This is a genomic window from Bradyrhizobium sp. AZCC 1678, from assembly GCF_036924765.1.
In the GTDB taxonomy this organism is placed as follows: domain Bacteria; phylum Pseudomonadota; class Alphaproteobacteria; order Rhizobiales; family Xanthobacteraceae; genus Bradyrhizobium; species Bradyrhizobium algeriense.
Genome location: NZ_JAZHSE010000001.1, coordinates 2,528,493 through 2,540,664 on the forward strand (window position 1 = coordinate 2,528,493; position 12,172 = coordinate 2,540,664).

11 protein-coding genes and 1 pseudogene are annotated in these 12,172 nt (G+C 62.9%); 6 read left to right on the forward strand and 6 right to left on the reverse strand.

The annotated features are described in order from the left end of the window. Nucleotides 1–273 precede the first annotated feature (273 nt). The 3 genes from V1294_RS12045 to V1294_RS12055 all read right to left on the reverse strand — a co-directional run bounded on the left by V1294_RS12045 (nt 274) and on the right by V1294_RS12055 (nt 4,935). Nucleotides 274–1,035, reverse strand: a complete 762-nt coding sequence (locus V1294_RS12045; protein WP_334477987.1) for an ABC transporter permease — start codon at nt 1,033–1,035, stop codon at nt 274–276. Continuing rightward, nucleotides 1,032–1,955 carry an ABC transporter ATP-binding protein gene (locus V1294_RS12050; protein ID WP_334489536.1) on the reverse strand — a complete coding sequence of 308 codons (924 nt, stop codon included), beginning with the start codon at nt 1,953–1,955 and terminating at the stop codon, nt 1,032–1,034. The genes V1294_RS12045 and V1294_RS12050 overlap by 4 nt, the downstream gene beginning before the upstream one ends. Nucleotides 1,956–2,262: 307 nt before the next feature. Then, nucleotides 2,263–4,935: an ATP-dependent helicase gene (locus tag V1294_RS12055; RefSeq protein ID WP_334497307.1), complete on the reverse strand. Its 2,673-nt coding sequence runs from the start codon at nt 4,933–4,935 to the stop codon at nt 2,263–2,265. Nucleotides 4,936–5,225: 290 nt separating this feature from the next. Here V1294_RS12055 and V1294_RS12060 point away from each other — a divergent pair, with 290 nt between their 5' ends. Next, nucleotides 5,226–5,399, forward strand: coding sequence for a DUF1328 domain-containing protein (locus V1294_RS12060; RefSeq protein WP_028350352.1), 174 nt, complete (start codon nt 5,226–5,228; stop codon nt 5,397–5,399). A 14-nt stretch (nt 5,400–5,413) separates the two neighbouring features. On the opposite strand, the gene V1294_RS12065 is transcribed toward V1294_RS12060, so the two are convergent. Next, complete coding sequence (locus V1294_RS12065; RefSeq protein ID WP_334497308.1) at nt 5,414–5,938, reverse strand: thioesterase family protein; 525 nt, start codon at nt 5,936–5,938, stop codon at nt 5,414–5,416. Between the two features lie 82 nt (nt 5,939–6,020). On the opposite strand from V1294_RS12065, the gene V1294_RS12070 reads away from it, so the two are divergent. The 5 genes and pseudogenes from V1294_RS12070 to V1294_RS12090 all read left to right on the forward strand — a co-directional run. Continuing rightward, nucleotides 6,021–7,439 carry an FAD-binding oxidoreductase gene (locus tag V1294_RS12070; RefSeq protein WP_334497309.1) on the forward strand — a complete coding sequence of 473 codons (1,419 nt, stop codon included), beginning with the start codon at nt 6,021–6,023 and terminating at the stop codon, nt 7,437–7,439. Between the two features lie 295 nt (nt 7,440–7,734). Then, a complete protein-coding gene (locus V1294_RS12075; RefSeq protein ID WP_334497310.1) occupies nt 7,735–8,433 on the forward strand; it encodes an outer membrane protein in 699 nt (232 codons plus the stop codon). 565 nt (nt 8,434–8,998) lie between these two features. After that, nucleotides 8,999–9,751, forward strand: coding sequence for an SDR family oxidoreductase (locus tag V1294_RS12080; RefSeq protein ID WP_334497311.1), 753 nt, complete (start codon nt 8,999–9,001; stop codon nt 9,749–9,751). 65 nt (nt 9,752–9,816) lie between these two features. Continuing rightward, nucleotides 9,817–10,206 carry a cupin domain-containing protein gene (locus V1294_RS12085; RefSeq protein ID WP_334497312.1) on the forward strand — a complete coding sequence of 130 codons (390 nt, stop codon included), beginning with the start codon at nt 9,817–9,819 and terminating at the stop codon, nt 10,204–10,206. Nucleotides 10,207–10,249: 43 nt separating this feature from the next. Then, nucleotides 10,250–10,351 (forward strand): annotated as a pseudogene (locus tag V1294_RS12090) (MBL fold metallo-hydrolase); the annotation flags it as partial. A gap of 37 nt (nt 10,352–10,388) precedes the next feature. Here V1294_RS12090 and V1294_RS12095 read toward each other — a convergent pair. Further along, nucleotides 10,389–11,381 carry a hypothetical protein gene (locus tag V1294_RS12095; protein WP_334497313.1) on the reverse strand — a complete coding sequence of 331 codons (993 nt, stop codon included), beginning with the start codon at nt 11,379–11,381 and terminating at the stop codon, nt 10,389–10,391. Beyond that, nucleotides 11,378–12,166 (reverse strand): creatininase family protein, encoded by a 789-nt coding sequence (locus tag V1294_RS12100; protein WP_334497314.1) that lies wholly within the window; start codon nt 12,164–12,166, stop codon nt 11,378–11,380. Before V1294_RS12100 ends, V1294_RS12095 begins: the two co-directional genes overlap by 4 nt. Between the last annotated feature and the right edge of the window lie 6 nt (nt 12,167–12,172).

Sequence of the window (12,172 nt, forward strand, 5' to 3'; positions counted from 1 at the left end):
CGGAAACCGGCACTGGTTCCAGTGGCCTGCGCCCGCAATCGTTAACGTCCGCCGCGGCGCAAACAAGGCGACGGGACGGCGCAGACCTGCTGTGGCGCTGACTTTTTCGCGAGCGGGAAACGGAGGTGCTTATTGATCGGCCGTCATTCCGGGATGGTCCGTTAGGACCAGACCTCAGGTGCGCAATTGCGCACCGGGGAATCTCGAGATTCTCAGGCGCGCAATTGCGCGCCATAGTTCGGCTCTGCGAGCCGCCCCGGAATGACCTTCCCGTCAATTCTTCAGCCGGTAACCGGTCCGGAAAATCCACCACACCAGGGCCATGCAGATGGCGAGGAAGCCGAGCGTCATGCCAAGGCTCAAAGCTACGCTGACGTCGGCGATCTCGTAGAAACTCCAGCGGAAGCCCGAGATCAGATAGACCACGGGATTGAGCAGCGTGATGGTGCGCCAGCCCGAGGGCAGCATGTTCACCGAGTAGAAGCTGCCGCCGAGGAAGGTCAGCGGCGTCACCACCAGCATCGGGATCATCTGTAGTTTCTCGAAACCGTCGGCCCAGATGCCGATGATGAAGCCGAACAGGCTGAAGGTCACCGCCGTCAGCACCAGGAAGGTCAGCATCCACCAGGGATGCATGATGTGCAGCGGCACGAACAGCGCCGCGGTGGCGAGAATAATCAGGCCGAGGATGATCGATTTGGTCGCCGCCGCCCCGACATAGCCGATCACGATCTCGATATACGAAACCGGCGCCGACAATATTTCATAGATGGTGCCGACGAATTTAGGAAAATAGATCCCGAACGAGGCGTTGGCGATGCTCTGCGTCAGGACCGACAGCATCACCAGCCCCGGTACGATGAAGGTGCCGTAGCTGACGCCCTCGACCTCGGTGATGCGCGAGCCGATCGCAGCGCCGAACACCACGAAATAGAGCGAGGTGGAAACCACCGGCGAGACGATGCTCTGCAGCAGCGTGCGCCAGGTGCGGGCCATTTCGAACAAATAGATGGCGCGGATCGCACGATAATTCATGGCGCCCTCACCAGGCTGACGAAGATGTCTTCCAGCGACGACTGTCTTGTGTCGAGGTCCGAGATCCGGATACCCGCGCTGCGGAGGTCGCCGAGCAGGCTGGTGATGCCGGTGCGGTCGCCCTTGGTGTCGTAGTCATAGATCACGGCGTGGCCGTCGTCGCACAGTTCGAGATTGTAGGCGGCGAGCGAGGCGGGGATCGCATCGATCTTGCCTTGCAAATGCACTTTCAATTCCTTCTTGCCGAGCTTCTGCATCAGCCCGGCCTTGTCCTCGACCAGGATGATCTCGCCCTTGTTGATGACGCCGATGCGGTCGGCCATCTCCTCGGCTTCCTGGATGTAATGCGTGGTCAGGATGATGGTGACTCCGGAGGCTTGGAGCGCGCGCACCACATCCCACATGCCTTTGCGCAGTTCGACGTCGACGCCCGCGGTCGGCTCGTCCAGGAACAGAATCTGCGGCTCGTGCGACAGCGCTTTTGCGATCATCACGCGGCGCTTCATGCCGCCGGACAGCGTGATGATCTTGGAATCCTTCTTGTCCCACAGCGACAGGTCCTTCAGCACCTTTTCGATATGGGCCGGGTTCTTCGGCTTGCCGAACAGGCCGCGGCTGAAGCTGACGGTCGCCCATACGGTTTCAAAGGAATCGGTATGCAGTTCCTGCGGCACCAGCCCGATCAGCGACCGCGCTGCGCGATAATCCCGGTTGATGTCATGCCCGCCGACGGTGACGCTGCCCTCGCTCAGATTGGCGATGCCGCAAACGATGCTGATCAGCGTCGTCTTGCCGGCGCCGTTCGGCCCGAGCAGCGCAAAAATCTCGCCGCGTTTGATGTCGAGATTGATGCCGTTCAGCGCCTTGAAACCGGAGCTGTAGGTCTTTGAAAGATTTGAGACGGATATGATGGGGGGCATCGCGAGCATGGCAGTCTGAAACGGAAATGGGCGAACGACACAGCGGCGCTTCGGCTGGAATCGACGCGGGGAAGGGGTGGGAACCGGGAGATAGGGACGAACGTCTCATTCCGCAATAGTAGAATCTACTTTGCGGAAACGAAGCCTTCGCAATGCATTTATTCTCGGCCAACCTCGAAACGTCGACGGTCTCCAAACCGCATGTTCTTATGACGCGGGCAACAGCCATTTGCCTTGTGCGGCTTGCACAACAGGCAGCCGGCCCGGGCGGACTTCGGGCGTTTGCGCTTGTGGTTCATGGGGTGATTTACACCCGCTCGACGAAACTATCGACCACCTTCTTCTCGCCGGCCTTCTCGAACGCAATGGTCAGCTTGTTGCCGTCGATTTTCACCACGTTGCCGTAGCCGAATTTCTGGTGAAACACGCGGTCGTCGAGTGTGAACTCCGAAACCGTGCCGGTGGATTTTGCGACCAGCTCGCCTTCGATCACCATCGGGCCGCGCTTGTTGCGCGAAAAGCCGCCGCCCGAGAAGGTATCGCTGCGCGAACCTGAGGTATCGCCGCGCGGGCCTGAAAATGGCGACTGGTTTTCCTCAAAACCGCCGCGGGCCTGTCCGCGACCGCCCTGGCTACGGTTGCGATTGGCCTGCGCGCGCTGCCAGCCCGGGGTGCTGTAGCTGGAGCCGAAGGATTCGACATTGTCGAAGCGCGACGGGCCGTAGCCGCTGCTGCCGCCCCAGCCGGAGCCGCCCTTGGATTCCGTGATCTCGACATTGGCCGCCGGCAATTCATCGAGGAAGCGCGACGGGATCGTGGTCGACCACGTGCCGTGGATGCGCCGGTTGGTGGCGAAATAGAGCTTGGCGCGGCGGCGCGCGCGGGTCAGGCCGACATGAGCGAGGCGCCGTTCTTCTTCGAGGCCGGCGCGGCCCTGTTCGTCGAGCGTGCGCTGGCTCGGAAACAGGCCTTCTTCCCAGCCGGGCAGGAACACGTTGTCGAATTCCAGTCCCTTGGCCGAATGCAGTGTCATCAGCGACGCGGCTTCATCCTCGGCGCCGCCGTCGCGGTCCATCACCAGCGAGATGTGTTCGAGGAACCCTTGCAGGTTCTCGAACTCTTCCATCGAGCGCACCAGTTCCTTCAAGTTATCCAGCCGGCCCGCGGCGTCGGCGGAGCGGTCCTTTTGCCACATCTCGGTGTAGCCGCTCTCGTCGAGCACGATTTCGGCCAACTCCGTATGCGAGGTGACCTCGCGCTGGGCGCGCCAGCGGTCGAATTGTGCGACCAGCTCGCGCAGGCTCCCGCGCGCCTTCGGTTTCAGCTCGTCGGTCTCGACCACGGCGCGTGCCGCCTCGAACAGCGGAATGCGGCGCTTGCGGGCGTGGTCGTGCAGCATCTGCACGGTGGCGTCGCCAAGGCCGCGCTTCGGCACGTTGATGATGCGCTCAAAGGCGAGATCGTCGGCGGGCGAATTGATCGTGCGCAGATAGGCCAGCGCGTCGCGGATTTCGGCCCGCTCATAGAATCGCGGACCGCCGATCACGCGATAGGGCAGGCCGAGGGTGACGAAACGATCTTCGAACTCGCGCATCTGGAATGAGGCCCGCACCAGGATCGCGACCTCGTTGAGGTTTTCGCCCGCGCGCTGCAGCTCCTCGATCTCCTCGCCGATGGCGCGGGCTTCCTCTTCCGAATCCCAGGAGCCGGTGACGGTGACTTTCTCGCCGTCGACATCCTCGGTGCGCAGCGTCTTGCCGAGCCGGCCCTCATTGTGCGCGATGAGATGCGAGGCGGCGGCGAGGATATGGCCGGTGGAACGGTAATTGCGTTCGAGGCGGATGACTTTTGCGCCGGGAAAGTCGTGCTCGAAGCGCAGGATGTTGTCGACCTCCGCGCCGCGCCAGCCATAGATCGACTGGTCGTCGTCGCCGACGCAGCAGATATTTTTGAAGGGGGCGGCGGGCGCCGCGGCCGCGCTCGCCGTCATTCCGGGATGCGCTGAAAGCGCAGACCCGGAATCTCGAAGTGAGTCTTCGCCTGCTCGAGATTCCGGGTTCACGCCTTCGGCGTGCCCCGGAATGACAGGAGAATCGGTGCGCCCCGGAATGACGGAGGGCTCCGTCGCTCCCGGAATGATCGCCGAGAGCGGCGCCCCCGGGCGTGACGGCGCCTGCGACAGCAGCCGCAGCCAGAGATACTGCGCGACGTTGGTGTCCTGGTATTCGTCGACCAGAATGAACTTGAACCGGTTCTGGTACTGCCGCAGCACATCGGGGTTTTCGCGGAACAGCCGGATGTTCTCCAGCAGGAGATCGCCGAAATCGGCGGCGTTGAGGATCTTCAGCCGCTCCTGATAGCTGGCGTAGAGTTTGCCGCCCTTGCCGTTGCCGAACATCGCGGCCTCGCCCGCCGGCACCTGGCCAGGCGTCAGGCCGCGGTTCTTCCAGCCATCGATCAGTCCGGCCAGCATGCGCGCCGGCCAGCGCTTGTCGTCGATGTTCTCGGCCTGCAGCAATTGCTTCAAGAGCCGCACCTGATCGTCGACATCGAGCACGGTGAAATTGGATTTGAGCTGCACCAGTTCGGCGTGGATGCGCAGGATGCGGCCGCCGATCGAGTGGAAGGTGCCAAGCCACGGCATGCCTTCCACGGCCTGGCCGAGCATCTGGCCGAGCCGCAGCTTCATCTCGCGCGCGGCCTTGTTGGTGAAGGTCACCGACAGGATTTCATGCGGCCGCGCCCGGCCCTGACTGAGGATGTGGGCAATCCGCGTGGTCAGCACCCGCGTCTTGCCGGTGCCGGCGCCGGCCAGCACCAGAACCGGCCCGTCCAGCGTCACGACCGCGTCGCGCTGTTCGGGATTGAGGCCGTTGAGATATTGCGGACCGGCCGCGGCCCGCGCACGCGCGGCGATGCCGCCAGCCGCAGGCTGGTGCTCGGGGACGCCGTGATGGGGCAGTTTGCTCGGCTCGGTCATGCTCGAATCGCGTTGGCCCCACGATGGCACCGTGAGGCGGTAAAGGGGAGCCTTCTTAGCAGGGATTGAGGGGCATATAGGGCCCGTCCGGTCGTTTTGACAGGTTTTATCTGGTCGCGTTTTCAGGCCCTGATCTCAGGGCTTTGCGGCGATTTTGTTCCGCTTAAATCGTCAAATTTCGGGGTTTTGCGGCCCGGAACCATCATTCCCGGCCCGGATTGGTCCCGCAGGCGATGCGCGACGCGTCAGCCGCTGCCATCGCGAGAGCAACAGCCAATCGAGGTCGTGTCATGCTGAGCTGGGTCGTTACGTTTCTGATCATTGCGTTGATCGCGGGTGTTCTGGGCTTCGGCGGCATCGCCGGCGCCTCCGTCGAGATCGCCAAGGCGATCTTCTTTATCGCCGTGATCCTGTTCCTGATCTCGGCCGTGGTCGGACTGGTGCGCGGACGCAGCAACGTCTAGCGACCCGGAATGGGCTATCCTGAAGGCATCGCGACCTTGCGGCCGACGCCTTCGGGCCGCGGCACGGCTGCATGCGAATCCACCACCGCCTGGATGCGGGCGCGAATGTCCGGCGGGAAAGGCGCAACTTTCCGCGCATTCAAATCCATGTGGAGCGTCATGTTTTCCGAGGTGGCGGAGAGCCAGCCTTCGGTCGCGTGGCGCAGTTCCTCGAACGTATGCAGCCGCTTCTCATCATGACCTAACAGATAAACCGAAATCTGAACGGGATCGCCGAGGTGAATCTCGCGTATGTAGCGTACATGGCATTCGGCGGTGAAGGTCGAGCTGTGGCGCTCCCTCATGTAGGCCGGCCCGATCCCGAGTTGCAGCCACATCTCGTCGATCGCGCGGTCCATCATCACGTTGTAATAGGCCATGTTGAGATGGCCGTTATAGTCGATCCATTGCGGCTCGATCTGCATCACCGAGGACAGGAACGGAGCCGGCGGCAGCGGCATATTCTTCAGGCGGTCGCCGGCGGCGGCAGCGGTCGTCATCATCCATCCCTTTGTTTTTGCGGGTCTCTTGACCCCCCTTATATCCTTTGCCACGGTCCGCTCAAATCCGGAGGAATTTGGCGTGGCGATGACGATAACAGGTAGTGTGAAGCGGCCGGAGCCGGAGGCGCTGGCAAGCGCGGTCGAGGCGCTGGCGGCGCGATTCGGCAACCGGCTGATTACCTCGCAGGCGGTGCGCGAGCAGCACGCCCATACCACCACATGGCTTCCGACGCAGCCGCCCGACGCGGTGGTGATGGCGCAGGAAACGTCTGATATCCAGGACGTGGTGCGGATCTGTGCCAAGCACGGCGTTCCCGTGATCGCGTTCGGTACGGGTACGTCGCTGGAGGGCCAGGTCAACGCGCCGGCCGGCGGCGTCTGCATCGATTTGCGCGACATGAACCGGATTCTCGAAGTTCATGCCGAGGATCTGGATTGCGTGATCCAGCCGGGCGTCACCCGCAAGGCGCTGAACGAGCATCTGCGCGACCAGGGATTGTTCTTCCCGATCGATCCCGGCGCCGACGCCTCGCTCGGCGGCATGGCTTCGACGCGGGCCTCAGGGACCAATGCGGTGCGTTACGGCACCATCCGCGACAACGTGCTGGCGCTCAAAGTGGTGCGCGGCGACGGCGAGATCATCACGACCGGCACGCGGGCGAAAAAATCAGCGGCCGGTTACGACCTGACGCATCTGTTCGTCGGCGCCGAGGGTACACTCGGCATCATCTCCGAACTCACCATCAAGCTGCGCGGCATCCCCGAGACGATCGCCGCCGCTGCCTGTTCGTTCGAGACCGTGCGCGGCGCCTGTCAGGCCACGATCCTCGCCATCCAGACCGGGATTCCGCTCGCGCGGATCGAACTGCTCAACGCCGAGCAGGTTCGCGCCTGCAATGCCTATTCGAAGCTGACCTTGCCGGAGACGCCGCTGCTGCTGCTGGAATTCCATGGCAGCGAGGTCGAGGTGGCCGAGCAGTCGAGGAATTTCAGCGAGATCGCCAAGGAATGCGGCGGCGGCGATTTCACCTGGACCACCAAGCCGGAGGACCGCACCAAGCTGTGGCAGGCGCGGCATGACGCCTATTGGTCGGTGAAGGCGCTGCGTCCCGGCGCGGGCGTGGTGGCGACCGATGTCTGCGTGCCGATCTCGAGGCTTGCCGATTGTGTCACCGAGACCGAGGACGATCTGAAGCGGCTCAATCTGCTGTCGCCGATCGTCGGCCATGTCGGCGACGGCAACTTCCACTGCTCGCTGGTCTGCGACATCGACAATTCGGAGGAAATGGCCCGCGGTGAGGACTTCATGCATCGCCTGGTCGAGCGCGCGCAGGCGATGGGCGGCACATGCACCGGCGAACACGGCATCGGGCAGGGCAAGCAGAAATACCTCGAGGCCGAGCTCGGCCCCGAGGCGATCGACGCCATGCGCGCGCTGAAGCTGGCGCTCGATCCGCAGAACATTTTCAATCCCGGCAAGATCGTGCCGGTGAACTAGATTCTCGTTTTGACGCGTTTTCTTTACGCGAACCGGTATCCACTTCGCTCGAAAACGCGATAGCCGCGCCTGGGGCCCACCACCTTCTCGTTGAAACCGCAGGTGGCGGGCGAACACTCGCAACGACGTTCTTCACTCAAAGGTTGTACATTGTGGCGGCCGTCGCAGTTTGGTTCCAAACATAGCCTCGTTTCAACACAGCGCCGCCCGACTTAAACATCGTCGCGCCCGAAGTTCCCTCTTCAGCTTGGTTCCGCAACATGTGTTGCGTGTGCGTGCGTGATGAGGTGCGTTGATGCGTTTTCTTTCCTCGGGGATTGTTGCCGCTTGTGGCTTTTTACTGGCAGGTCCGGCGGCGAAGGCTGCCGAAATCCGTATTCCGGACCTGCCTTCGCCTCAATACAACTGGACCGGGTTCTATGCGGGCGTTTACGGCGGTGGCGCGTATGCCGCGTGGGCGGCCGATTACTGCCGAAATGGTGCTTGTCGTCATGCGGAGGGGCAGGCCGGCGGCTTCGCCGTCGGCGTCTATGGCGGCTACAACTATCAATTCGCCAACCGCTTTGTGATCGGCGGCGAACTCGATTGGGGCAAGTCCACGTCGTCACGGGACGAGCACGTCTTTGGCGACAGCGCGTTGCTGTCGAGCTTCGGCGCATTCGGCTCCGCCCGCCTGCGCGCAGGCTACGCGTTCGACCGCCTGCTGGCGTTTGGTGCAGTCGGTGTCGGCGTGGCCAGCATCGGCAACGGCTACCGCTACACCGTTCAGAAGGGGTGTGACACCATAGAGCAGGTTATCTGGGATGAACAGGTCAAGGCCGGGCTGATCGCGGGCGGCGGCTTCGAGTATGCTTTCACCAAGCATTTCGTCGGGCGCGGTGAATATCTCTACGCTAATTATGGCAGCGTCACGCTGTCCAGCCGGGACCGCACCCGCACTGAATTCCGCAACGAGATGCATCTCGTGCGCGTCGGCGCCAGCTACCGGTTCTGATACTCCGCTTGGGCTTGAACGTGATCCGTCACCCCGGGATGAACGCAATTGCGTTCACCCTGAGGTGGCCGCGCGCAGTGCGGCCCTCGAAGGGCGACGGCCACAGCTCGGGCCGCTCATCCTTCGAGGCTCGCTTCGCTCGCGCCTCCAGCGACAACGGCGAAGCCGTTGCGCGGGGATGACGGAGATAGTGAGAACGCATTACCTCGATCTAATAGCGCGTTGACGCAGAAACAAAATTTGGTCGAGCGCATTTTTCTGTATGAGCAGAGATTGGTTCAATATCTTCGCTTTGACAGTCGGGGCGCTGCTGCCCATTGCGCTCGTTGTTGTCGTGTTCGCTCTACGTTAGGGCCTGACAAATCATTTCCGACGCCGCATGAGCTATGCAGGTGCCTCCACAAATCAATCAGTAGTGCTGACCAGTCGACGACGTCTGAGAAGCCGCGCGCGGCATGTCATGCTGGTAACATTTTGTCTCAGTAGCTTTCGAACCGTCTTCTCGAACTCATTTAAGGACTTCCAATCATCCAGGATCTCCAGTCATCGACAAGGGAGGTCAACCATGAAGATCGTCGTGATCGGCGGCACCGGCCTGATCGGCTCGAAGACCGTCGCCATTCTGCGCCAAGGTGGCCACGAAGTCCTCGCCGCCTCGCCCAACGGCGGCGTCAACACCATCACCGGCGAGGGGCTCAAAGAGGCCCTGGCCGGCGCGCAGGTCGTGATCGACCTGGCCAATTCGCCCTCATTTGAAGACAAGGCGGTGCTGGAGTTCTTCGAGACCTCCGGCCGCAACCTTCTCGCGGCGGAGGCCGCAGCCGGAGTCCGACACCATGTCGCGCTCTCCATCGTCGCAATCGACCGAACAGACAATGGCTATTTCCGCGCCAAGGTCGCCCAAGAGAAACTGATCGAGACCTCCGGCATCCCATACACCATCGTCCGCTCAACCCAGTTCCTGGAATTCCTCCGCGGCGTCGCCGATTCAAGTGCGGACGGAAGCCTGGTCAGGCTCCCGCCCATCCTGTTCCAGCCGATCGCGGCAGACGACGTTGCTGCCATCGTTGCCGATGTGGCACTCGCGACGCCGCGAAGCGGCATCGTGGAGATCGCCGGCCCGGAACGAGCGCCGTTCAACGAAATCGTCGCCCGTTATCTGAAGGCGGTTGGCGACCCGCGTGAGGTAGTGAGCGATCCCGAGGCCCGATACTGGGGCGGCCGGGTCGAGGAGCACTCGCTCGTGCCGATGGGCGAAGCACGCCTCGGCCGCATCGGTTTCGACGAATGGTTCCGCCGCTCACAGGCAGCAACCTGACCCCGATCGGAGGTACGCCCTGTCCGTCACGAGCGTGTCCCGGGCAACGAACGAAGGAGGCGACCATGACGATCAAACTCGTTGCGTTGGTTCTTCTGTGCCTCATGACGGGCACGGCGGCGGCACAGGAGCCCAAGGTCACGTCACTCATGTCTAAGGATTTTCCGGAGAATCCCGGCAGGGAAGCTCTGATGATCACAGTCGAGCATGCGCCCGGCGGGTCGAGCGCTATCCACCGACACAATGCACATGCGTTTGTTTATGTGCTGGAGGGCTCCGTCGTGATGCAGCTGAAGGGTGGACAACAGGTGACACTGACACCAGGACAGTCCTTCTATGAAGGCCCTGACGATGTTCATGTCGTCGACCGGAACGCAAGCGGCACCCAGCCGGCGAAATTCCTGGTGCTCTTGATCAAGGACAAGGGCGCCCCGGCACTCGTGCCCGCACAGTGACTGTTACGGCAACCCAAGTACACGAAAGGTAAGGCAATCAGCAGGGACGGACCCGAACTTGAACTTGCCGCGGGCCGGGCGGTTGGCCCTGCGACTGGAGGCCGCCGGCATCGATTTTTCGTCCGTGACCGACGTGGCGCTTACCCGCTAATGAGTTCACGCCCTAACTAAATCATCGCGCTTTAGTCGTTCGACCGCGGCGCCGTGATTGCCTTGCGGATCGTTGCGAGCGGCGCGGCGTCGTCGAATTCGAGATCCTCGCCAACCCGCTTCAATCCGAGGTCGCGCCACAGCGCAGCAAGGTCTGGCGTCACCGGCTTCGGTCCCATCTCGTTGTGGAGCCGGGTCAGCACGTCGACGCCGACGGCCTTGTCGGCGGCTGCGAGAATGCGCTCGATCGACCAGTCCTGCTCATGACTACCGCCGGCGGCAAGCACGCCGCGCATCGCGTCCTGTAGCCCGCGGCGATTATTCGTCGCTTTGCGGATTTCGATATCGGCCAGCAGGCAGAACATCGCGCCGCCCCAGTATCTGCGCCCCCAGGTGGGCGTGTTGTCGAGGCCCTGGTCGCCGGCCTGCGGCAAACCTTTCGGCATGTCGCGCATCATCGCCTGCCAGATTTCCCGCTCGTTAAGGTCTCCGGCCTGCACCCGCGCGACCGGCTCGACATAGACGGCCAGTCCCTCCGACAGCCATGCGTAGCGATCGGGCATGTCGGGCAGGGCGGTATGCACCATCTCGTGCACCATTACCCAGTCGCGCTGCAAGACATCCTCGGTGGAATCGCGGCCGAGCGGAATGCGAATGGCGGCGCCGCGATAGCCCCATGTCGTGCCGCCGCGGATACGCGCGCCATCGACGGGCACCAATAATAGCCGCAGCGAGGCGACGGGAAACCGCCCGTAATAGGTCGTGACGGCCCGTGCCGACATCCTGATCCAGCCGAGCAGTTTTTCCCTGGGGAGTGCGATGTCGCCCGGCGCGAACACGACATGGATGGTGCCGCCAGGCACTTCAAGATCGGTCCTGGGCAGCCGGTCGAACGCATCGTAGGGCATGCGGTCGCCGCGCATATATTCCGATTGCGCGTCGGCGCGGAACGATAGGGCGCTTGCCAGCATTGCGGCGAGAACAGCGGCGGCAACGGTCCAGCGAAAGGCGCCGGCGGCTTTCATCGCAGCACGCTTTGCACTACGGCCGGTCGGTGCTGCTCGGTGCCTTGCGCGATGAAGGCAGCGGCCTGTTCGTGGAGATCGTCAAGCATGGCGGCGAGCAAGGCTTCGCCCTTGGCCAATGTCGCCCGCGTCGGATCGCCATAGCTGCCGGAGCGGCTGTAGTTCGGTGAATTCGGGTCCGACGGTGTCAATGCGCCCGGCGTCCCCTGTTTCAGCTCAGGGCTGGCTTCGGCGCGCGTCATGTCGACCACGTGCGGCGCCAACGCCAGCATCAGCGACGTTTCCAGTTCGTCGGCATGGCTGCCGTGGCTCTGCTCGGCCAATTGCCTGGCCACGCGGGGATAGCGCGGACCTTCGTGGATCCACAAATGCTTGACCCGCTCGCTGGCGAGGCGCGCCAGGGCGCGGTCGACCGGCGCCAGCGTGCTGATCCCGGTATTGAGCACGAGCAGCTTTGGGCATGCGCTGCCGAGAATCTGCCCCGCCACCTCGCGCACGAGCGCCTCGAAGGTCGAAATCGAAAGGCTGCTGCTGCCGGCATATTCGACGAAGGCGGGGTAATGGCCATAGGTCAGCGTCGGCCAGATCAGCGCGTCGATTTTTTCCGCCATCCGGCCGGCGAGCCATTCGGCCTGAATGCGGTCGGTATTGAGGGGGAGGTGGAAGCCGTGCTGCTTGGCCGCGGCGCCGATCGGCAATATGGCCACCGCGCCATCATTGATGCGCTGCGCGACTTCGTCCCAATGCATGCGCTCGATGAAATGGCGATCGGTGTCTATTCCCATTCGCCG